Source organism: Kribbella soli, assembly GCF_004331345.1.
In the GTDB taxonomy this organism is placed as follows: Bacteria; Actinomycetota; Actinomycetes; order Propionibacteriales; family Kribbellaceae; genus Kribbella; species Kribbella soli.
The window spans coordinates 1,330,416-1,350,453 of sequence record NZ_SJJZ01000003.1 but is presented as its reverse complement, the minus strand read 5'-3'; the positions used below and the strand labels follow the sequence as shown (position 1 = coordinate 1,350,453).

The following is a 20,038-nucleotide window of genomic DNA, read 5'->3' as shown; positions in this document are numbered from 1 at the left end:
CCCCCTCAGTAGAGACAATCCCCGGCACCGCGGTCTCACTCCGTGTCCGCCGGTCCGCCTTCGCCGCGACATGCCGACAACTCGTCGCCGGTTTGGGTACCGCGATCTCAGGATGTCGGATCGGTCGGGGCGGGCGGGTCATCCCACTGGGGTGATGCAGCCTCTGCGAGGCGCGGCGAATCATCAGTAACGATTGCCAACGACGGTGCGGCTTGCGTTCCGTCATCCACGGCCACGGAGGTACTCCAACGGGGGTGGCATCCCAGTCTGAGTTTGGGGGTCGAGCCATGACGTTTGTGGAGAGACACCGCCTCATTGGGGGACGGTCGGAGCAGGAGTTTCTGAAGATCAGCTGGGAAGGGGAGATCTTCGGTGCCGCCTTGTTCGAGGGGATCGCTGACAGGTATCCCGAGTACGCCGACAATGCGACCGCGGTCGCGACGATGGAGTGGTACAACGTCCACCGCGCCGAGGAGTTCGGCCACGGCGCCGGCGTGAGCGTCACCCTGGAGCAGGCCGAGAAGCTGGGCCGGCAGGGAATGGACATGGCGCGCAAGAAGTCGTTCGAAGACGTGGCGAAGGAAACAATGAAGGAAACCCCCTACGCCGACAAGCTGTACAGCGAGATGGGCGAGCACGCCAAGAACCCTGAGCTGAAGGCCTTCGCCGACGACCTCATGGTGCACGAGCCCGCGCTGCGGAACTGGATCAAGTCCGAGCTGGACGGGAACTCCGACGGCGCCGCACAGGTCTACGCCTACCTCGAACGCCACGGAATCAGCAGGCAGGAAGCGGTGACCCCGCGCAAAGACAGAGAAGCGGTCCATGGGGACACCCAACAGCTGGTGCTCGCGTTCTTCCCCAGCGAGGACCGCGCCGACGAGGCGGCCATGGTGATGAGGAACTGGGACGAGGCCACCGAGTACATGAAGCTCGACGGCGTCGGCGTACTCGTCATGAACGACAAGGGCAAGCTCAAGGAGCACAAAGCCGGGAAGCGTGCCGGGAAGAAGGGCATGGGGATCGGCGTCGCCCTGGGCGTCATCGCGGCGATACCGACCGGCGGTCTGTCCCTGCTAGGAGGTGCGGTCGCAGGTGTCGTCGGGGGCGGATTCATCGGCGAGTTCTTCCACAAGGGTCTCAAGATCTCCGACGAGGACGCCGCGCGTATCAGCAGCGAGCTCGAGGCAGGTCACGCAGCAGTAGGAGTGCTGGCCTGGGAGTTCGAGGCCGATGCCGTGTCACACAAGCTCAGCGAGCTGGGCGGAACACCACAGACCCACGAGGTGGCCGAACTGCCGGCAGAGACCCACTGAGCACGCGGCCGCCGTGGAAAGCAGCCGGCCACCGGCGAGCTCCTATCGAGCTCCCCATGCAAACGCTGAAGGTCGACAGGTCTTCAGGTCCACCGGCGCGTAGCAGGAGGGCGCCGGATGACCAGCGCTGAACCCATCACCCCGCGGCACCGCCGCTGGCTCATCGTGCGGGGGCTGCTTCGGGCCTTCGCGTCGGCGACGGTCATGGTGGCGCTCTACTACGTGCTGCCACTCGACCGCGGGGGCGACGCGCATGTGCCTGTGAAGCTCGCGATCGGCATCGCGGTTCTGGGAGGAGTAACGGCCTGGCAGATCCGGGCGATCATTCACTCGCGGCACCCCGCTATCCGGGCAACCGAGTCACTGGCGGTGGTCACGCCCCTGTTCCTGCTGTTCTTCGCCGCCAACTACTTCATCCTCAGCCGCAACGACCCAGCGATGTTCACTGAGCCGCTCAACCATTCCAACGCGCTCTACCTGACCGTCACCATCTTCACCACAGTTGGATTCGGCGACATCTCCGCCAAGAGCGAGACCGCCCGCCTCGTAGTCACCACACAAATGCTGTTGGACCTGGTCGTGCTGGGGTGGGGCATCCAGGTACTCCTGGCTGCCGTGAAGTGGGGCAGGGCACACCCGGACGAGAGCGAGAGGTGAGCTAGCGCGTGTCACTCGTGGTGCTGCTCGATCCGACCGGGGCGGCTCGTGGTGGGACCCGAGACCGAGACCTGCACGTGAGACACCGTCAGGGCTACTCATAACCCAGAAGTCGCAGCTCTGGCGCTCGGAACAGGTCCGGAGTCTTGAAGATGAGTGACTAACTGAGTGACAACCGTCTCGCTCCGACGCGAACATCCCTGGACGTCCATGGACGCCCGGTTGGGTCGGTCAGAAGGGCATTCGAGGCGCGTCTGTGAATGGCATGGAAGAGGTCAGGGGTTCGAATCCCCTAAGCTCCACCGCACGAAACCGCAGGTCAGGAGGCACTTTCGCCCCCTGGCCTGTTTGCGTTAGAGGCCCCAGCGGGAGAGATTTGGGAGAAGCGCTCGCCTCCCACCAACTTGGCCGCCAGGGTCTCAGCCTCCTGCTGGGCCTTCTCGATGGTGTCCTTGATCACGGGCACCCACGTGAGCAGCTTCTCTCGCTCGCCATCGTCCAGGGCGAGTACCGACGTAACCCATCGGTCCTCTAACGCTTCCGAGATCTGGCGCTCCATCTCGGGCGTCACGTGGTCGTAGACGCGACCCATGCCCTTCATCTTGTGACCAAGCCGAGCGCGGCGAGCGACCTCCTCGATGCCGTCCTCGGTCAGCCAGGTGGCGTGCGTGTGCCGCCTCTCGTGGAACCGGAAGCCAGAAAGGATCGCAGGCACGTGGCGCACCGAAGTCGGGTTGCTCGGATCGGCACCATCCCACGCGGGCCGCCAGAAGCGCTGGCGGAAGTTCGAGTGGTACCAGGGCTTGCCTTGCAGCGAGGTGAACACGAACGAACTCCCACTCGATCGGGTCGCGACGCTCGTCGATCGCGAGCTTGTCACTGATGGTTTCTCACGGAACTCGGGCAATGGCAGGACGCGGCTCTGGCTACCTGGCAATCGCGAGACCAAAATGTGGAAGTCGAGACAGGACGGTCTTTACCACCTCGCGATTGGAGCCTACACGGGCATCCGCAACGTGGTCGCGCACTCGCGTCGGCCGGACTGATCCGAACAGCAGGCCTTGGAATATATAGCCGTCCTGTCGACCGTAGCCCGTTGGACCGACGAGACCGAGGTCCTCATCCCGTAGGTTCAGCCTTCGTGCGACAAGTTGTAGCGGGCCCATCTGTGATCCGCCAATAGATGCGCGACACATGTCCGCCAACTGATGTGCGACAAGCTAGACGTCTGGCGACCAACTGAGGCAGCCGACCAATGCACGGATCTGCCGAATTGCGGACGTTGCTTGCGTCCTATGACGGCAGTCCGATGGAGTTCGCTCTGCTTGGAGTCTGGGCGCGGCCGCGTCGAGTTCATGAGGAGGCGCGGGGCTCAATGGTCGGCGACAGGACCGAGACCATGTCGCACTCCGTAATCTCATGCACGACCGTCGAAGGCAGGCTCAGCACGTGAGCCCTTCCCTCGACAGACACGGTGAGTTGGGCGGCACCACTCGGTGCACCGGGCCATGGACAACCATTGCTGCCTTCAGGCTTGTAGGCCTGCACCAAAGCAGCGCCCGGAGGCAGTGCGCCGGCAGCAGCGGAGGGTCCGGGGCCCACGATGCGCCACCACGGCAGCTCCACCGGATGACTCCCGGAAAGGTTGCACGTGCTGGTCCCCGTGTTGACTGCCTTCACGGTGAGATCAGCGAAGGTGACTGACAAGGGAGCACTCGCGCATGAGACCACGGCGGTCGTCGAACCCTTCGTGGAGTCACTGGCAGGGGCGCTACACGCGCCAAGGCCTAGACACATGACCGCTAGCAGTGCCGGGGCAGTGCTCGAGTTCGTTGTCACATCCATAAAGATGCTCGTCACCACCCAAACGTTGCACACCCCGTTTACCGCATATGCCGCGATCCGCGTGCGCAGCCGATGATGGGATGTTCAGGAGCAAGGTCATTTTGGCGGGTACCGACCTAGTCAATCCAGATTGCGATAGCGCCACCAGGTGCCGTCGACGGGCGAGAACGGCTGCGGAGAAGTTGCTCGTAGGAAGCGCTCATCCAGCGCCTTCACCTGGACCGAGATGCGATCGGCTCGTCTGCCGCCTCGGCGCATCAGTGATTCAAGCTCGTCACGTGCGTCGAGACCCTCGGTGCCGTCACATGCGGGACAGCCGATCGAAGTTTCGTCGACGCCGACTTCGACCCGCTTGACGATGTGCCCCCACCTCCGCAGCAGCCATTGCGTGTGGAGGCCATCGGCCGTTCTGGCCTCGCGGGGCCGATGAGGCATCCCGCGTGAGTCGTTCTTAGTCATCTGCTGCGCCGTAACGTGACGCGACCCGATGCGGTTTTCGGACAGGTACGTCGGCCGCGGACGCAGCGTCACGCGATGCACTCATTTGCCGCGATCCGCGCGGTCGTGCCGATGTTGGTGAGAGGTCCAGGACGGCAGTGCGGAGAGCGGTGCGAGCTCGGCGGTGTGATCATGGGCTCGTGGGCCAGAAGAAGTCACGACAGTTCGATGAGACCAGCGCACGTGGCGACGGTGCTCCGGAATCCAGCGGCGGTTGGCTGACGTGGCCGCGGCCGGTAAATGATCGCGAGTGGGTCGACGTCGACGGGAGTGCCTGGCGGATGCGTGGCGGCCCGCTGGATGTGAAGCAGGCGAGACGGCTCATGAAGCGCCCAGACGTTCACGTCGTGCGCGCTTACGAGCTCAATGTGACCGAGGTGCGCGGCGCCCAGCGCGATGCCTTACTGGCACGCGTGGAAGAGTTCTTTGCCGGGAACGCGCCTCCCAATAGCGAGTTCGAACTAGGCGACTTCCGCGATCAGAACCACCGGGTCATGCTCATGGTTCAGGAGAGCTGCTGACAACAACGTCCTCATCTGCCGCATTCCGCGCGCTCACGCCGATGACAGGTCGGGTCGTTCACTGTTGCGATTGACTGGTAACCGTTGCGCACCCTAGGAGTTCGATGGGCGTCTGTTCAGTTGTTCACGAAGCGGCTCTCGCCATCGACGCTGCGTTTGGAAGCGATGATCCGCGAGTGAAATCGGCTACCCAGGCGCTCGCTTCGATGCCCCACTGGTCAGAACAGCGACGACTTGATCTCTGGCAGGAGCACGTCGAAGCGGTCATCCCGGTCGCTGACCAGAGCAGCCTTCCGATGAGGTTGGTCGAGGAGGTCTTCGAGTTTGGCCGGTTCAATCTCTACGGAGCCTTCCAGGCGGAGGAGACCGCCCAGGAGTTCCGCAGGCTGGTAGCGCGGTTGTCCCGGCATGGCGTCGTGCTCAACGAACACCAAGACGTCTCGGAGTGGTAGGCCGAGCCGACTCTGTTTGGAGCTCTGCCGGTGCATTCTCCTAGCCGCCGACAGCGTGCGCTGCGGTAACCGGATCTGCCGCGATGCGCTCGTGCCTAGATGAGGGCGTTGATCACACCGCCGGAACGAGAGCCCTCACGGCGGTACGCATCTCGTCCTCGACTGAAAGTCGAGCATCCGGGCTGGTCTCGTGGTCTCGACGGTCGAGCAAGGTCACGAGCGTGCGGTCCAATGGCCCCTGGTCTTCCCACGCCGGGATGCGGACGTAGAAAGGCCCTTCGAAGAAGTGGAGGGGAAGGTTCCAGTACCCGAACGCGGTCAGCAGCAGTCGGTATTCGTCATCCGCATCTGTGGGCACAGGCACGCGGATCCCGTACTCCGCGAGCATCTCGCGTATCGGGTGCTCGGCGTCACTTCGGATCGCTCCGCGCTCAAGTGAAGCCACCTCGACCGTCGCTGAGCCGGTGAAGCCGGCCGCGACGAGATCCTCGGCGAGAACGACGGCATCTTCGACGCGAAGCCCATCGGGTAGGACGAACTCGACGGCCACGCGGTGGAGACGGGCAACGAGCTCCCGGCCCACGGTCTCAGTCATGGACGGGATCATCTCATCGGACCGAACGCACGCACATGCCGCGATCCGCGCGGTCATGGGGATTTGCGTGTGCCTTGTTGCGGGCGCCGGTTCTCATCTGAAGGCCCCGCCGCGTGGCGACCGGCCAGGGTCAGCGATCAGGCATCCGGCGCATTGCTTGCCAGTTCTGGTTGTGGGTATCGCCTGGCCAGCCTGTCCGCGATGAGATGGAGGGCGGCCAGGCCGACAATCAGCAGGGCGACACCGGCGAGAATCTGGAACCCGCGTTCCTCGGCTTCGTGCGCGACGTCCCCTGGAGCGGCCAGGAACAAAACGAGCGCGAACGTGTACAGGCCGTACATCCGCCAGTACGTCGCCCGCTGCAGCACCGCGAGCAAGACTGCGACCACGGCGAGCGCGGTCATGGCCCACGGGGGCGGGGCGATGATCGCCACGACCACCGCGGCGGCCGCACCGACCGCGGTGCCGAGCGCCTTGTCTTGAATCCGCTCACGGTGTCCCATCAACACGTACATGATCAGGACGAGGACCGGTTCTGGCACCCAGTACGGCTCGGTCCACGACAGCGCCACCCCTACAGCTGCGGCGGCACCCATCACCGCGCCGAAGGCGAGCGCGATGACGGCGGTGACTGGCAGCGAGTACCGGGCGCCCTCGACCACCGCCGGAGCACCGAAGCGACGCACGATCACGATGCCGTACCCCGTGCCCACCGCGACGATTGCGCCGAAGGTGACCGCGGATGTGGCGGTCGAGACCGGCGTGACGAAGGTGGCCGCGAAGGGAGCCATCAGCAGCGGGGCGAACCAGCCGAACCGGTACCCGGCACCAGCGATTGCGCCCGTTGCCGCCAGCAGCGCCGCCCACCACCAGTCGTATGCGGTGTATGCGCCCAGCCCGGCAACGATCCCGACCAGCGGCGTCACGTAGAGCATCCTGCGTGTCCCGCCGAGCTTCGCACCGACAGCGCCCCACACCACGCCGGTGAACAACGCCGAGACACCCAACTCGCCCACCAGCACGCCGACCACGACCGCAGGTAGCACCACCCCGACCAGCACCGCGCCGAGAAGATGGAGGATCCGACGACCACCCGACGGCCCGTCCGCCGCAGGTCCCGCAGCCTCGGTCGGCTCTTGGTCCCCGGGGCCGACATTCTCACCATCACCCATGTCCACCACCCACCCAAGAATCCGCCCGGTCCCGTGGTGACTCTACGCGCCGACCAACGACCGAGCCACCCGACCGCCGAGCCACTCGACCACCGCCCGGACGGCTCCAGAACGGAAGGGCACGGAACCTAGCCTCGCGCGCGAACCGACCACGCTCGATGGCGAGCCGCACGCCCAGCACCACCACCGCCAGCAGCAACCAGACGCCCACAGCGAACCAGAGCGTGAGGGCAGAGGGGACCGCCCGATGGTCTGAGTAGAGATCGATGGAGACGACGCCGGAGGCCATCACGACCGCCCCCAATGCCGGCCGGATCGCATCCTCCACCCGCCGCATCCGGTGCGGCCCAGACGCCGGGAACCGTCCCGCCGGGCCGGACAACGCCTAGAGTCTCGCGCGGTGCCGCCCCTTGATCGCGTGCCCTGCGGACATCCGGAGCAGCCGCGATCCGCGCATTCGACTGTCGCACATCACCTGGCGGACGAGTGTCGCGTATCTGTCGACGGAGGACAGGCCTGCGTCGAGCGATCTCCTGACAAGTTTCTCTACGTCTTCAAGACAGGCCGCTTCAGGGCCCGAAAGTGCGCCGCCACCGGTCGATGACAGTAGAACTCGCCATCAACGATCGACACCCTGTCGATGTACTACTCGCCGAAACAGCCGGCCACCCGCCACCCGCGGTGGATGCCCACTCCCGCTCAGCTATGGCTTCAGGTAGACGTTGACCTCGGGCAGCACTTCGGACAGCGGTCGGTGCATGTCCAACTGGAGGTAGTTGTCCGAGGGACGTTGAATGCGGTCCATCCCGTCGCGGTACAGCGCCTCGCCGTCCACCAGTTCGTCACCGAGGTCCACGGGCGGCCAGTCCACCCCGCGACGGTGGGTCCTCAGCCTCGGCCGCCGACGAAGCCTCTCGTCGACGACCTTCAGATCACGAACCTGGCACTCGATGTATCTGTAGCTCGCATCGTGCTGACTGGCGATTTCCATGCCCTCGGTCAGGATCCTCGGCCAGAAACACGGGCTGTCCATGACTACGGGATGCCCTTGAGCTAGCACGTGACGTGCCTGCGCGTACATCACCTCGTACGCCGCTTTGGTACTACTGGCCAGGTCGAAGCCTGCGTCGAGAACAGCGGACTTGATGACATCGTAGTCGACGGCAACCGCGCCGAACGCGTCGACGACGTGGGTGGCCACGGTGGACTTCCCAGAACCTGGAACGCCCGACATCTGAAGCAGGAACATCGCGTCCCAATCCTCCATTCGTCGCCGTTGCAGCGCCTCGACCGCGACGTCTGCGTGCCTTATGGCGAGCCATCCTAGCAACGCGATACTAGCGACCCACGGTTGGATTTTGGGAGCGAACCACGCGTAGCAACGGTCCTGAAGTGGACCCAACCCGCAGCAGCCCGGAAGGCGAAAACGCCTTGTAGGTAAGGGAATGAGTGTTGTTCCACGTAGGTCATCGGTGCGACTCCCGCCCATGGCATGGAAGAGGTCAGGGGTTCGAATCCCCTAAGCTCCACAGCAGATCAGAGGCCGGTTTCCCACTCGGGAGACCGGCCTCTTGCATGCCCTGAGTGTCTATCGATTTGCGGGAAGCAGGTCATCCATCGTCTCGGCTCCCTCGGTCAGGACCGGTTGCGAGCACCTTTCCGATGGCGTGCCGCGCGTAGTTCGCGATCGCCGGGTTGGTGTCCTTGTGGTACCGCAACACGATCAGGGCCTGGGACAGCACGCGCCCGCGTCCGCGGAGCCATGTCGCGTCGTCCACGTCCAGCGCCGCGCGGAACTCGTCGTGGACGTTCGCGGGCAGCAGGTACCACACGGGGAACAGGTCGCACGCCGGATCGCCGACACCGCACGTCTCGAAGTCGAGCACCGCGGTCAGCCGGCCCTCCGCCGACACGAGCAGGTTGCTCGGCGTCAGGTCCGAGTGCACCCACACCTCGCGCCCGTCGTACGGCGCCGCGAGCGACTCCTCCCACGACGCCAGTGCTGCGCGGGTGTCGATCAGGCCATCCAGCTCGCCGATCGCCTCCCGCGTCGAGGAGTCCATCGATTCCATCGGAGCGCGCGTCCGGCGCTCGCCCGGGTACGCCGGCGGCCGGTCCGGCAGGTCGATCCGCCGGAACGCATCGACGAACGCCGCGAGGTCCGTCGCCAGCCCGCGTGGGTCGGCGAGCGCGCCGGGGGACGGGTGCGTACCGGTGAGCCAGCGATGGACGGACCACTCGCCCGGGAATGCGTCGGTGGGTGAGCCGATCGCCTCGACAGAAGGGATGGCCACAGGCAGGAACGGCGCGATTGTCGCGAGTTTCGCCTGCTCCCGTTGCACTATGTCGGTGTTCGAGGGGCGGAGCGCCAGCCGTACGGACAGGTCGGTACCGAGGCGGTAGATCGCGTTCACCAATCCACTGGAGTCGACCGGCTCCAGCGGCAACGCGGCCCACTGCGGGAACTGCGCGGCCAACAGTTCGCGAACGAGCGGCGTGTCGATGTCGGCCTGCTCGGCTTGGATCTCGCGGGGACTCACGAGCCCATCCGACCGATCCGACCCGTCCGCCGTCAACCGGGTTATCCAGACCCTGCCGGGCGGTGGATCCCCGCGACGCCAATCATGCTGGCCTCTTACATGACCTGAGTGACTACTGGTTTCGGGGCAGGATCTCGTCCATCGCTACCGGACGCAGAACGTCCGCAATTGGGGTTACGTTGTCGGTATGTCCGACTTCACGATCAAGGCGCTCACGCCGGAGACGTTCGACGACTTCGCCGCTCTCGTCGAGCGGAACAAGGGCATGTTCGCCAGTTGCTGGTGTACGCATTTCCATCCCGACTGCGCGGAGAAGGGCCAGACCGCCGAGGGGAACCGGGCGCTCAAGCACCGTCTGGTGGCCGACGGGATCGCGCACGCAGCGCTGGTCTACGACGGCGACCGTGCCGTCGCCTGGGCGGAGTACGGATCACCCGAGGAGCTGCCCAACATCCAGCACCGCAAGGAGTACGTCGCCACTGCCGAGCGACTGCCCGACTACCGGGTCACCTGCATCCTGGTCGAGCGCAGCTTTCGCGGTCAGGGCCTGGCGACGATCGCCCTGCGCGGAGCCGTCGAGCTGATCGCCCAGGCCGGCGGCGGCCTGGTTGAGGGCTACCCGCACGACACCGGCGGCGTCCGGAAAAAGAACTCCTCGTTCCTCTACAACGGCACCCGCACGATGTACGAGCGCGAGGGCTTCACCTACGACCGACCCAAGGGCCTGGGCAACTGCGTGATGGTGCGCGAGATCACCCCGAGCAGGCGCGACTGAACCGGTCCCTCGCTCCACGCGGGCGATCGTCCGGGATCGGCGCCGGGTCGATGCTGGTGCCGGCGCGGCTGGGCCGTCCTGGTGCGCGATGCCCCGGACGTCGGCGATGCTGTGGGGATGGAGTACGTGTCCAGAGTGCCGCGACCGCCGCTGGACGGGCTGATCGACGACCTTTACTACCTGGAGGGTGCGCCGCCGTACGCCCTGCTGAGGCTGCCGGCAAGTCCGGCGGCGTTGCTCATCGTCAACCTCGGGGCGCCGTTCCGCATCCGCGCCGGCATCGACACGGCCGAGTACGCCGACGGCTGCGTGATCACCATGCCCACCCGCGCGTTGGAGTTCGGCTACCCAACCCGGACCCGGTCCGTCGGCGTGCACTTCAAGCCGTGGGGGCCGGCGCCGTTCCTGCCGATGCCCGCGGCCGAGCTGTGTGACCGGCCGGTGACGGTAGAGCAGGTTTGGGGCCGGCCCGCCGTTGCTGAGCTGCGAGACCGGCTGGCCACGGCGGACGGACCGCACGAGATGCTGACGCTGCTCGAGGAGGAGTTGATGCGACGGCTGTGCGAGACCGCCGGCCTGGGGCTGGTCCGCCATACGAGCAGTGTCATCGCGGCGACCAGCGGGGCGGTGGCGATCGGCGACCTGAGCGTGGCAGCCGGTGTCAGCAGCACTCATCTGACACAGCGGTTCAAGGAGCTCATCGGAGTCACGCCGAAGCGGCTGGCCCGCAGCTACCGCTTCGTCGCCACCGTGCTCGCGATCAACCCCGCCGAACCGGTCGACTGGGGCGACCTCGCCGGCGGCGCAGGTTACTTCGACCAGGCCCACTTCGGCCACGAGTTCCGGGCGTTCACCGGGCTCACGCCGACCCGGTACGTCGAAGTCCGGCGGCAGTTCCTGCGCGAACATCCCGGCCACGTGCTGGAGGGCTGGCCGCTGCCGGCCGATTGATTTCTTACAAGAGCCACAGCTCACGACACGCTAATTTGGGGGCACCCGAACCAGAGGAGAGCCCCGTGGGCAAGGTGGTCATGTACAGCTCGGTGTCGGTGGACGGCTTCGTCGCGGACGAGAACGACCAGCCCGGACCGCTGTTCGACTGGTTGACCAGCGGTGACGTCCCGTTGGACGAGAGCGGCGTGGTCAAGGTGTCGCAGGTGTCCTACGACTACACCCGGGCGTACTGGGACCAGATCGGGGTGACAGTCGCCGGCCGCCACGTCTTTGACCTGACGGACGGCTGGGACGGAAAGCCTCCGGGCGGGATCGACCACGTGGTCGTCGTGACGCACCGGCCGCAGCCCGAGGGCTGGGACCCCGAGGCGCCGTTTCACTTCGTCGACGGCATCGAAGCAGCCATGGCCAAAGCGCAGGAGCTTGCCGGTGACCGCATAGTCGAGGTCGCCGCCGGCGACGTCGGTGGCCAGGTGCTTGCCGCAGGTCTGGTCGACGAGGTGCGCATGGACGTCGTACCCGTCGTGCTCGGGTCCGGCAAGCGCTACTTCGGGTCAGTCGACGCGCAGCACCTGTTGGAGGATCCTGACGTGATTCAGGGCAACCGGGTGCTTCACCTGCGCTATCGGGTGCGCCGCTGACCGATCTGAGCAAGAGCCGAATTCGGCTTACTGGTCGAGGGTGGCGCGAAGTACGACGCTCTGCTCGATGAAGCCGAGCTTGTCGTAGAACGCGCGGGCGGACCGGTTGGCGGCGTAGGCGGTGACGGAGATGGCTGCGGCAGACTGGGACCGAGACCAGGTCGTGAAGTGGCGGACCATGGCTTGGCCCACTCCGGTGGAGCGAACAGGTTCGTCGACGTAGAGACTGCGGATCTCGGCAGTACGTCGGCCGAAACGGGTTGGCGACGGCGCTGTTAGGTAGCCGACCAGATGTCCGGCGATCATCTCGTCCTGCCGTGCGACGAGGACGAGGGCGGACTCGTTGTTCATGAGGCGGATGAAATCTTCTCGCCCATGTTGGTCTGGCCAACTGATGTCGACGAGAGCGTCGTGGGTACCGGCATCCTCGGCGAAAAGGCGCGTCTCAAGGCGAATCAAGTCGTCGAGATCGCTCGCGGCCGCGACATCGACGCGAATGCTGGGCTGATCGGGCATCGGCCCATGCTAACCAGCGTGTCACGCCACCGTGGGTGGGCCGTGCTCCTCCCGGCTGTTGGCCTGGCGATGTAGTTTCATGCCAGTTCAGCGGCCTTGGAGGAGTTGATGGTGGGATGACGGTAGGGCGACCCACGCAGGACGAGGTGCTCGGGTACTTCGACACGTTGTCGAACTGGGGGCGGTGGGGCGACGACGACGAGCTCGGCACTCTGAACCACATCACCGACGACGTTCGGCTGGCGGCGGCGCGGGCTGTGCGTCACGGCCGGAGCGTGTCGTGCGGCTGGGAGATCGCCGTACCGGAAGAAATGGAGCGGTCGACGACGGCGTGCCCGTGCGCCGCCGAGATGCCGGGCGCCGAGAACATGCCGGACGCGTTCCACAACGACCGCCGCTGGGGTTTCTCGAACGAGCGGCTCGGCATCTTCTTCCACGGCAACACGATCACCCACATCGACTCGCCGTGCCATCTCTTCTGGGACGGCAAGATGTACAACGGACGGTCACACGAGTTGGTCGACGCCGCGACCGGATCGGCCTGGGCTGCCGTCACGGCGGCGGCGAACGGGATCGTCACGCGTGGCGTCCTGCTGGACGTTGCGAAGGTCCGTGATGTGCCGTGGCTGGAACCGGGCGAGGGCGTGTTCCCCGAGGATCTCGAGGAGGCAGAGCGCCGCCAGGGTGTGCGGGTGCAATCCGGCGATGCGGTACTCCTGAGGACCGGCTACGGCCGCGCCCGACACGAGGCCGGTGCTGCGGGCGGTATTACGCAGGCCGGCTGGCACGCGTCCTGCCTGCCGTGGCTGCAAGAACGCGAGGTCGCGCTGATCGGCGCTGACACTCCTCAGGACGTACAGCCGTCGGGGTACGACGACGTGTTGATGCCGGTGCACGCCGTGAGCCTCGTCGCGATGGGTCTGTGGCTGCTCGACAACTGCGACCTGGAGGCGTGCGCGACGACAGCTGCCGAGCTCGGCCAGTGGGATTTCCAGCTCGCGGTCGCACCGGTCCGCTTCGCCGGTACGTCGGGCAGCCCGGTCAACCCGATCGCCACATTCTGACCGCAGAACTCGCGCCCGGCAGCAGATCAGAGGCCGGTTTCCCACCTCGGGAGATCGGCCTCTTGCATGGCCCGGGAGACAAGTCGGGAAACTACGACTCCGGCCGCCGCAGTACGGCGTACTGTCGAGACATGGACGTGGGGGCGGGCCTTCGGGGGAATGTGGAAACAGGGTTGTGGCCACTGGTCGAGGCCTTTGTCGACTCGCACGATGTGGCAGGCCTTGCCGTTGCGGTGGTGCGCGATGAGAAGGTCGTCTCGCGTGGGTTCGGCGTCCGTGACGTCGGGACCGGTACGCCGGTCACACCCGAGACGATGTTCCACCTGGCGTCGGTGTCAAAGCCCTTCGTCGCGACCGCGATCGTGTCCGTGGCGACCGCTCGCGGCGCCGGCGAACCGGTGCTCGATCTGGATGCTCCGATCACCAAGTGGGTGCCTGAGTTCACGCTCGCCGACGGTCGGGAAGGGGAGGTCACAGCTCGGCACCTGTTGAGCCACTCGAGCGGACTCCCCGACGTCGACGACTACTGCTGGCACGATCCTCAGCTCGGCGACGACGCGCTCAGCGAGTTCGCTCGCAGCATCTCGGACTGGCGGCTGCAGTCGGAGCCAGGCTCGGCATTCTCCTATTCCAACGCCGGGTTCGAGCTTCTCGGGCTGTTGCTGGCCAGGGTCACGGGCAAGACGTTCGAGCACGCCGTCCGGGACCTGGTCCTGGCACCACTCGGAATGCGGAACAGCACCTTCCTGCGCGGCGAGGTGCCTGCGGACCTGGCCGCCAAACCGCACGTCGGGATGCCATTGGTGGTGCCCGAGGGCTCGTATCCGTACACCAGGCGCCATGCTCCGAGCTCGACCTTGCACTCGAACGTGGTCGAGATGTGTCGCTGGATGGTGGCGCACTTCGAGCCGGCCGGGGGATCCGACGGGCAGTGGGCGCGACTGGATCCTGGACTGGTCGAGCAGATGTGGCAGCCGGTGATGCCGGTGGAGCGCCCACCGTGGATGGATTCGGTAGGACGCAGCTGGTTCGTGGGCAGCTACCGCGGGTGTCGAACGGTGAGCCACGGCGGCGCGGATCCCGGGTTCGGGTCGAAGGTAGTGCTGGTGCCTGAGCTGCGGACAGGCGTTGTCGTGCTGGCCAACTCCAACAGCATCCCTGCTTCGGACATCGCCGCGGCGGCGCTCGATATCGCCCTCGCCGACGTACCGCTCTCGGCGAAGCCTGACGGGATGACCGACCTCCGTGCCTTCCCGCGCTCGGTCGTCGGACCTGTCGCCGAGGTGCTGACAACGTCGGGTCCGGACGCCGCCAAGGTGGAGTTCCGCCGACTGGCCGCGGTCGAGCCGGCCGAGTTCGACCTCGACGACGGGGGGTTCGTGGACGCCACGTGGGGAGCGGTCGAGCTGCACCGCCCAGGCCTGGTCTGGCCCCTCCTGCGAATGTGGACCGACTTACGTCCGGACTCTTCCGATGCATGGACGATGACCGGATGCGCCCATCAGCTGGACGGGCAGCTCGATCTGGCAAGGAGCGCCCTCCGACGTGCCATCGACCTCGACCCCGAGAACGACGACGCCGCGCAGATCTTGAGCAAAGTCCCATCTGCCTGACCCGGGTAACTACTGGGCGAGGCTGTCAGATTCATCCCCGTGGGGTGACGTTGCCACGTTTGTCGGCGGCGACGATGGGGTGCGGCTGGCGCGTGGGCGAGTGTCACGCCGGCCGCGAACTGGACAAGAACAGCGCAGTAACCGTGTTCGCCCGCGCTCGGTTTCATTGACGGCAAGGAGTGGACCATGGCCGCCTTTACGGTGTGGAAGTTCGACAGTCCGGGTGGAGCTGGGCACGCTGCCTCGATCCTCAAGGGCTGTGAGGCAGATGGGCTGGTGAAGGTCCTCGATCACGCGGTCGTCTCGTGGCCCAAGGATGAATCGCATCCGATCACCAAGCAGAGCCACGAGGAAACCTGGCGCGGAACCGGGTGGGGGGCATTGTGGGGAGTGCTCCTCGGTGCCCTCTTCTTCGTGCCCGTGATCGGTGGCGTGGCCGGGGCCGCGATCGGCGCGATCAGCAAGATGACGCAGGACGCCGGGATCACCAAGGAGCAACTGCACAAGATCCGCACCGAGGTGACACCAGGAACCTCGGCCCTCTTCGCGGTCACCGAGGAAGGCGACCTCGACCGGGTCGGCGAGCGCTTCCACGGCATGCACAGCAAGCTGATCGACACAAACCTCACCGAGGCCGAGCGCGAGGTCCTACTAGAGACCTTCGGCGGCAAGTAACACTGAGCCACCCCGCTGAGCAGCCTCAGGAAACCGCAGCACCCCTAGGAGCCTCCGCCGGCTTTCTTGCATGTACCCGCGAAGCCTCAGGCAGACGGCTGCCAGTAGGGGTGAGGCTCGTGGTCGGGGGGGCGGGCTTGCGTGGGAGCATGGGCTGTGGAAGACGAGCGCCGCCTTGACGGGGGCATCAATGAGGTCTCGCAGATCGGGGAGACGATCCGGCGTCCGGTCCGGCCTTGGTCGGCGTCTGTCCATGAACTGCTCGAGCATCTCGAAACCAGCGGTTTCGCCGGAGCTCCGCGATTCCTCGGTATCGACCAGGACGGTCGAGAAATCCTTTCCAAGGTGTCGGGTGAGACCCCTTGGCCACCCAGTCCGATGCTGTTCGAGCCGGCGTTGCTCGACAGCGCGGCCGCCTTGTTACGCAGGTACCACGACGCCGTCGAGGGCTGGAGTCCGGCGACCGGCGCTTGGCAATCGCCACCTGTTCCGGCCGGCGAACCCGAAGTCATCTGCCACAACGACACCGCTCCCTGGAACCTGATAGCCCGAGACGGCGCGATCGTGGCCTTCGTAGATTGGGACACTGCGGCACCCGGTCCGCGAATGTGGGATCTCGCGTCTCTGGCCTACACCCTCGTCCCACTGGCCGCGCCCGAGAATCTGGAACCCATGGGCTGGCCGAGCCCAACTCCCGTGCACGAACGACTAGCGCGAATCCGGGACGCCTACGGCTGCACGCAAGATCAGTGGCACACGTTCCTCGACACCATCCCCGTTCGCGTCCAAGCCGCCTACGACACGATGCGTATCTGGGCATTCGAAGGACGCCCCGGCTGGCAGGCGCAATGGGAACAGCCCGAGCCATGGCGACACGGCGCCGGATACCTACGCGACCTCAAGTACATCGAGAACTCCCTTGAGAGTTGGCGAGCGACGCTCGAGTAGGCACGTGGTCTCCGGCGGAACTCAGTGGTCGTGGTTGAGGTCCGCCTATCTCAGCCGTATGTAGGTGGACAGGTGGTGTTGGGTGGTGGGGTAGTGCACCTGAGCGTGGTGGTGTTGGGCGCGTACGGTGTCTCGGGGTGCTCTACCTGTCGGGAGTGCACATCGTCAGTGGGGGAGGGTGTGGAGGAAGCGGGTCGGGGTGATGGTGTAGTTGTGGGATTGGTAGAAGGTGTGGGCTTGGGTTCGGTGGGGTGAGCTGGTCACTTCTATGCGGAGGCAGCCGTGGTGGGTGGCGAAGGACTCCGCGGCCGCGACAAGGCGGGCGCCGATGCCTTGGCGGCGAGCCTGGGAGGAGACGACCAGGGCTACGATTCGGGCCCAGGTGCCGTCGCGTTCGAAGAACGGGCAGGTGTGTACGGCGATGACGCCTAGCAGGCCCTGGTCGGTGTCGGCGACGTAGACCGCTCCGGCGGGGTCGTCGGACCAGCTCTGGATCCGCGCCGCCGTCGTTGCCTCGGCGGCTTGCGGATAGCCCAGCTGGTCCAGCAACTCGTTGATGGCGGAAGCGTCAGTACTGCGTGCCTCGCGGATCTCCATCAGGCGATCGGGAAGTCGAAGTACGTGTCCGGGTACGGCTCGTCCAGCAACGTGTAGTGCCACCATTCGTGGTCGCACCGGCTGAAACCCGCGGACTCCATGATGGAGCAGAGGTGCTGGCGATTGAGCGCTTCGAGCGAGGTGATGCCGGTTGCGCCGTGGTGCGAGATCGAGTCCATCAGGTCGTGGTTGCCGCCCATCGGAGCCAGTTCGCCGGTCGACAGGTCGTACAGCGTGAGGTCGACGGTGCTGCCGCGGCTGTGGCCGGACTTCGTTGCTACGTAGCCCTTTTCGAACATCTCAAGACGGTCGATGTTCGGATAATGCCGCGGCTTCGTCCTCCTGTCCTCAGGCTGCTCGGCCCAGCGCAAGAAGTTGTCCACGGCACGTTGCGGACGATAACCGTCCCACAGCAGAAGGCCGAAGCCGAGCGGCTCCGCCTTCTCGCGTGCTCTCTCGAGCGCCGCGCACAGGGCCTTGGTGCCGACGATGCGGTTCACCAGGTAGCCGTCCACCGGTTTGCCGGTGAAGTTGTCCCACGTGGCGTACTTGGAATCCCACCGAATCCCGGACGCCACCTCGTCCACAAAGGCGAAGTCTGCGTTCACTGGAGCTTCCCGGTCAGGGTCACCGACACCAGCCGGTCGATCACTTCACTCAGCGGTACGCCGGCGGCCGCCATCATCCTGGGATAGCGGCTGTACGACGTCATACCGGGCATTGTGTTGACCTCGTTGAGGACCGCCTTCCCGTCAGCGGTGAGGAACATGTCGACCCGCGCCAGCCCACCGCATCCCAGCGCGCGGTACACGGCCTGCGCGGTCTCCTGGATGAGCGCGCGCGATTCCTCCGAGATGTCGGCGGGTACGACGAACGTCGAGTTCTCGGAACCGCTCTCCGGCGAGTCCTCCTGGTGGATCTTGAAGAAGCCGTGCGACAGCGCGATGCGATCCAGTTCGCCGGTCATCATGCCCAGTTCGTTCCCGAGGACAGCGCAGCCCACCTCGCTGCCGACGACGGCTTCTTCGATCAGGACCTTCGAGTCGTACTGGCCGGCGGTTTCCAGTGCTTCCGGCAGCTCCGCGCTACTCGACACCTTGTTGACGCCGAAGGACGAACCCGAACGGGCCGGCTTCACGAAGACGGGATACAGGAGCTCCTCGGGATCGAGGTTGGCCGTGGCGATCCAGAAGTTCGGCGTCGCGATGCCGGCGCTGCGGGCGACGGTGTAGGTCAGGGATTTGTCGATGCATTGCAGGGAACTCTGCAGATCGCAGCCCACGTAGGGGAGACCGGAAAGTTCCAGCAGGCCCTGGATCACGCCGTCCTCGCCACGTTTGCCGTGCAGCACCGGAAACACCAGATCCAGGTTGATCGTCCGGTACTGCCCCTGCCTGATCCGCGAACCCAGCCGATCGGACTCCAGCACGAGCAGGCCCTGCACGCTACTGTCCGGTGACAGGACCACCGGACGGCAGTTGCCGTTCTCCCAGTCCGGTCCGGGTCCGTCGCAGAGTTTCCAGGCGCCGCGCTCCGTGATCCCGATGTAGAACGGCTCGTACTTCTCGAGGTCGAGGTTCTTCGCGATCTCCTGCGCGGACTTGACCGAGATGTGGTGCTCCTCGGAAATGCCCCCGAAGAGGACGGCGATCTTCAACCTATCCATGCTGTTCCCTGCTTCCGAAGTTCAGGCAATTGATGATGGAGTTCTCGACCGTGTCGCTGAGTGCGTGGTCGGTGTAGTAGGCGGTGTGCGGGCTGATGAGCACGTTCGGCAGTTTCTGCAGCCGCAGCAGCAGTTCGCTCTCGACGGGTTCGTCGCGGCGGTCGGCGTAGAAGATTCCTTCCTCGCCTTCGAGTACGTCGAGTGCGGCGCCGCCCAGCCGCCCGCTCTCGAGGGCGGCGACCAGCGCCCCGGTATCGAGGAGCGCTCCGCGTCCGGTGTTGACCACGAACGCGCCGGGTTTCAGCTGCCCGATCCGCCGGCGATCCAGGAAATGATGGGTTTCCGCGGTGAGCGGCGTGTGCAGCGTCACGATGTCGCTCTGCAGCAACAGCTCGTCGAGCGGAACACGTGTTCCGGGATGCTTGTCATAGGCAAGCACCCGGCACCCGAAACCGCGCAGCCGGTCGACCACCGCACTGCCGATGCGACCCGTTCCGACGACCCCGACGGTCAGGTCGCGGAGCTCTCGCCCGCGGGTGGCACTCAACCGATAGTCATGTACGTCGGCGCGCCGGAGGACCGACTTCATGTTCCGCACCGCCATCAGCATCAGCATGATCGTGTAGTCCGCGACGCTGTCGGGCGAGTACGAGACGTTCTCGACGCAGATGCCGACGCGTTCGGCGTACCGCACGTCGATGTGGTTGTAGCCGACGCTTCTGGTGGAGATGTAAGTGACGCCGACCCGGCTGAGGGCGAGCAGTGTGGAGTTCGTGACTCGTGTCTTGTGGCCGACGCTGACGCATCGACTGCCGAGGGCAAGTTCGAGGTTAGCCTCGGAGACCGCCGCCTCGGTGATGATCGGAGCGATGCCGAAGCGCGGCGCCAACTCCCGGAACAAGGCGGCCTCGTCCGGCTCACAGCCGAAGACGGTGATGCCCGCGACGGTGCCCCGTACCGCAGTCGCAGCCGGTTCGCTGTAGGTCATGCCTC

22 protein-coding genes and 1 pseudogene are annotated in these 20,038 nt (G+C 65.7%); 12 read left to right on the top strand and 11 right to left on the bottom strand.

Annotated features, from left to right (window positions below; all coding sequences use genetic code 11):
• The first annotated feature begins 254 nt into the window (after window positions 1–254).
• Both E0H45_RS29225 and E0H45_RS29220 read left to right on the top strand, forming a co-directional pair.
• A complete protein-coding gene (locus E0H45_RS29225; RefSeq protein ID WP_165546624.1) occupies window positions 255–1,316 on the top strand; it encodes a hypothetical protein in 1,062 nt (353 codons plus the stop codon).
• Window positions 1,317–1,433: 117 nt separating this feature from the next.
• Entirely contained in the window at window positions 1,434–1,973 is a 540-nt protein-coding gene (locus E0H45_RS29220; RefSeq protein WP_131343186.1) for a potassium channel family protein, read from the top strand.
• Window positions 1,974–2,292: 319 nt separating this feature from the next.
• On the opposite strand, the gene E0H45_RS29215 is transcribed toward E0H45_RS29220, so the two are convergent.
• Window positions 2,293–2,922 (bottom strand): tyrosine-type recombinase/integrase, encoded by a 630-nt coding sequence (locus E0H45_RS29215; RefSeq protein ID WP_272949007.1) that lies wholly within the window; start codon window positions 2,920–2,922, stop codon window positions 2,293–2,295.
• Between E0H45_RS29215 and E0H45_RS43925 the strand changes: the two are divergent.
• Window positions 2,849–3,019 (top strand): annotated as a pseudogene (locus tag E0H45_RS43925) (TIGR02391 family protein); the annotation flags it as partial. The gene E0H45_RS29215 and the pseudogene E0H45_RS43925 overlap by 74 nt on opposite strands.
• A gap of 919 nt (window positions 3,020–3,938) precedes the next feature.
• Here E0H45_RS43925 and E0H45_RS29205 read toward each other — a convergent pair.
• Complete coding sequence (locus E0H45_RS29205) at window positions 3,939–4,349, bottom strand: hypothetical protein (RefSeq protein WP_131343180.1); 411 nt, start codon at window positions 4,347–4,349, stop codon at window positions 3,939–3,941.
• 107 nt (window positions 4,350–4,456) lie between these two features.
• On the opposite strand from E0H45_RS29205, the gene E0H45_RS29200 reads away from it, so the two are divergent.
• Both E0H45_RS29200 and E0H45_RS29195 read left to right on the top strand, forming a co-directional pair.
• Window positions 4,457–4,837 carry a hypothetical protein gene (locus E0H45_RS29200; RefSeq protein WP_131343178.1) on the top strand — a complete coding sequence of 127 codons (381 nt, stop codon included), beginning with the start codon at window positions 4,457–4,459 and terminating at the stop codon, window positions 4,835–4,837.
• Between the two features lie 104 nt (window positions 4,838–4,941).
• The gene (locus E0H45_RS29195; protein WP_131343176.1) at window positions 4,942–5,289 is read left to right on the top strand and encodes a hypothetical protein; all 348 of its coding nucleotides are present in this window, start codon (window positions 4,942–4,944) and stop codon (window positions 5,287–5,289) included.
• A gap of 112 nt (window positions 5,290–5,401) precedes the next feature.
• Here the strand turns inward: E0H45_RS29195 and E0H45_RS29190 are convergent, their stop codons facing one another.
• The 4 genes from E0H45_RS29190 to E0H45_RS29175 all read right to left on the bottom strand — a co-directional run bounded on the left by E0H45_RS29190 (window position 5,402) and on the right by E0H45_RS29175 (window position 9,596).
• A complete protein-coding gene (locus tag E0H45_RS29190) occupies window positions 5,402–5,884 on the bottom strand; it encodes a hypothetical protein (RefSeq protein ID WP_131343174.1) in 483 nt (160 codons plus the stop codon).
• Between the two features lie 137 nt (window positions 5,885–6,021).
• Window positions 6,022–7,056 (bottom strand): FUSC family protein, encoded by a 1,035-nt coding sequence (locus E0H45_RS29185; protein ID WP_131343172.1) that lies wholly within the window; start codon window positions 7,054–7,056, stop codon window positions 6,022–6,024.
• A gap of 703 nt (window positions 7,057–7,759) precedes the next feature.
• Window positions 7,760–8,305, bottom strand: coding sequence for a P-loop nucleotide/nucleoside kinase family protein (locus E0H45_RS29180; protein ID WP_165546623.1), 546 nt, complete (start codon window positions 8,303–8,305; stop codon window positions 7,760–7,762).
• A gap of 361 nt (window positions 8,306–8,666) precedes the next feature.
• On the bottom strand, window positions 8,667–9,596 hold the full coding sequence (locus tag E0H45_RS29175; protein ID WP_131343169.1) for an aminoglycoside phosphotransferase family protein: 930 nt from the start codon (window positions 9,594–9,596) through the stop codon (window positions 8,667–8,669).
• Window positions 9,597–9,783: 187 nt separating this feature from the next.
• Here E0H45_RS29175 and E0H45_RS29170 point away from each other — a divergent pair, with 187 nt between their 5' ends.
• From E0H45_RS29170 to E0H45_RS29160, 3 genes are all read left to right on the top strand, one after another.
• A complete protein-coding gene (locus E0H45_RS29170; protein WP_131343167.1) occupies window positions 9,784–10,371 on the top strand; it encodes a GNAT family N-acetyltransferase in 588 nt (195 codons plus the stop codon).
• A gap of 117 nt (window positions 10,372–10,488) precedes the next feature.
• Window positions 10,489–11,322, top strand: a complete 834-nt coding sequence (locus E0H45_RS29165) for an AraC family transcriptional regulator (RefSeq protein WP_238155355.1) — start codon at window positions 10,489–10,491, stop codon at window positions 11,320–11,322.
• 65 nt (window positions 11,323–11,387) lie between these two features.
• Window positions 11,388–11,966 carry a dihydrofolate reductase family protein gene (locus E0H45_RS29160; RefSeq protein ID WP_131343165.1) on the top strand — a complete coding sequence of 193 codons (579 nt, stop codon included), beginning with the start codon at window positions 11,388–11,390 and terminating at the stop codon, window positions 11,964–11,966.
• 27 nt (window positions 11,967–11,993) lie between these two features.
• Here E0H45_RS29160 and E0H45_RS29155 read toward each other — a convergent pair whose 3' ends face one another.
• Window positions 11,994–12,482: a GNAT family N-acetyltransferase gene (locus E0H45_RS29155; RefSeq protein WP_131343163.1), complete on the bottom strand. Its 489-nt coding sequence runs from the start codon at window positions 12,480–12,482 to the stop codon at window positions 11,994–11,996.
• Between the two features lie 116 nt (window positions 12,483–12,598).
• Between E0H45_RS29155 and E0H45_RS29150 the strand changes: the two genes are divergently transcribed.
• The 4 genes from E0H45_RS29150 to E0H45_RS29135 all read left to right on the top strand — a co-directional run bounded on the left by E0H45_RS29150 (window position 12,599) and on the right by E0H45_RS29135 (window position 16,782).
• Window positions 12,599–13,546, top strand: a complete 948-nt coding sequence (locus E0H45_RS29150; RefSeq protein ID WP_131343161.1) for a cyclase family protein — start codon at window positions 12,599–12,601, stop codon at window positions 13,544–13,546.
• A 131-nt stretch (window positions 13,547–13,677) separates the two neighbouring features.
• Window positions 13,678–15,159: a serine hydrolase domain-containing protein gene (locus E0H45_RS29145; protein WP_131343159.1), complete on the top strand. Its 1,482-nt coding sequence runs from the start codon at window positions 13,678–13,680 to the stop codon at window positions 15,157–15,159.
• 186 nt (window positions 15,160–15,345) lie between these two features.
• Window positions 15,346–15,834 (top strand): DUF1269 domain-containing protein, encoded by a 489-nt coding sequence (locus E0H45_RS29140; protein ID WP_131343158.1) that lies wholly within the window; start codon window positions 15,346–15,348, stop codon window positions 15,832–15,834.
• 156 nt (window positions 15,835–15,990) lie between these two features.
• Window positions 15,991–16,782 (top strand): aminoglycoside phosphotransferase family protein, encoded by a 792-nt coding sequence (locus E0H45_RS29135; RefSeq protein ID WP_131343156.1) that lies wholly within the window; start codon window positions 15,991–15,993, stop codon window positions 16,780–16,782.
• 165 nt (window positions 16,783–16,947) lie between these two features.
• Here E0H45_RS29135 and E0H45_RS29130 read toward each other — a convergent pair whose 3' ends face one another.
• Genes E0H45_RS29130 through E0H45_RS29115 form a run of 4 tightly spaced genes read right to left on the bottom strand, consistent with a single transcriptional unit; the run spans window position 16,948 to window position 20,033 of the window.
• Window positions 16,948–17,379 (bottom strand): GNAT family N-acetyltransferase, encoded by a 432-nt coding sequence (locus tag E0H45_RS29130; RefSeq protein ID WP_131343154.1) that lies wholly within the window; start codon window positions 17,377–17,379, stop codon window positions 16,948–16,950.
• Window positions 17,379–17,987 (bottom strand): D-Ala-D-Ala dipeptidase VanX, encoded by a 609-nt coding sequence (gene vanX / locus E0H45_RS29125; RefSeq protein WP_131343152.1) that lies wholly within the window; start codon window positions 17,985–17,987, stop codon window positions 17,379–17,381. Before vanX ends, E0H45_RS29130 begins: the two co-directional genes overlap by 1 nt.
• Window positions 17,984–19,045, bottom strand: a complete 1,062-nt coding sequence (gene vanA, locus E0H45_RS29120; protein ID WP_131343151.1) for a D-alanine--(R)-lactate ligase — start codon at window positions 19,043–19,045, stop codon at window positions 17,984–17,986. Before vanA ends, vanX begins: the two co-directional genes overlap by 4 nt.
• The gene (locus tag E0H45_RS29115) at window positions 19,038–20,033 is read right to left on the bottom strand and encodes a D-isomer specific 2-hydroxyacid dehydrogenase family protein (RefSeq protein WP_202872549.1); all 996 of its coding nucleotides are present in this window, start codon (window positions 20,031–20,033) and stop codon (window positions 19,038–19,040) included. The genes vanA and E0H45_RS29115 overlap by 8 nt, the downstream gene beginning before the upstream one ends.
• Window positions 20,034–20,038: the final 5 nt, after the last annotated feature.

Excerpts from the sequence above, each read along its gene's own strand:
- E0H45_RS29180 (WP_165546623.1), bottom strand. The coding sequence starts at position 8,305 with ATGTTCCTGCTTCAGATGTCGGGCGTTCCAGGTTCTGGGAAGTCCACC.
- vanA (WP_131343151.1), bottom strand. The coding sequence starts at position 19,045 with ATGGATAGGTTGAAGATCGCCGTCCTCTTCGGGGGCATTTCCGAGGAG.
- E0H45_RS29165 (WP_238155355.1), top strand. The coding sequence starts at position 10,489 with ATGGAGTACGTGTCCAGAGTGCCGCGACCGCCGCTGGACGGGCTGATC.
- E0H45_RS29150 (WP_131343161.1), top strand. The coding sequence starts at position 12,599 with ATGACGGTAGGGCGACCCACGCAGGACGAGGTGCTCGGGTACTTCGAC.
- E0H45_RS29185 (WP_131343172.1), bottom strand. The coding sequence starts at position 7,056 with ATGGGTGATGGTGAGAATGTCGGCCCCGGGGACCAAGAGCCGACCGAG.
- E0H45_RS29190 (WP_131343174.1), bottom strand. The coding sequence starts at position 5,884 with ATGACTGAGACCGTGGGCCGGGAGCTCGTTGCCCGTCTCCACCGCGTG.
- E0H45_RS29140 (WP_131343158.1), top strand. The coding sequence starts at position 15,346 with ATGGCCGCCTTTACGGTGTGGAAGTTCGACAGTCCGGGTGGAGCTGGG.
- E0H45_RS29115 (WP_202872549.1), bottom strand. The coding sequence starts at position 20,033 with ATGACCTACAGCGAACCGGCTGCGACTGCGGTACGGGGCACCGTCGCG.
- E0H45_RS29130 (WP_131343154.1), bottom strand. The coding sequence starts at position 17,379 with ATGGAGATCCGCGAGGCACGCAGTACTGACGCTTCCGCCATCAACGAG.
- E0H45_RS29155 (WP_131343163.1), bottom strand. The coding sequence starts at position 12,482 with ATGCCCGATCAGCCCAGCATTCGCGTCGATGTCGCGGCCGCGAGCGAT.
- E0H45_RS29220 (WP_131343186.1), top strand. The coding sequence starts at position 1,434 with ATGACCAGCGCTGAACCCATCACCCCGCGGCACCGCCGCTGGCTCATC.
- E0H45_RS29170 (WP_131343167.1), top strand. The coding sequence starts at position 9,784 with ATGTCCGACTTCACGATCAAGGCGCTCACGCCGGAGACGTTCGACGAC.
- E0H45_RS29195 (WP_131343176.1), top strand. The coding sequence starts at position 4,942 with ATGGGCGTCTGTTCAGTTGTTCACGAAGCGGCTCTCGCCATCGACGCT.
- E0H45_RS29145 (WP_131343159.1), top strand. The coding sequence starts at position 13,678 with ATGGACGTGGGGGCGGGCCTTCGGGGGAATGTGGAAACAGGGTTGTGG.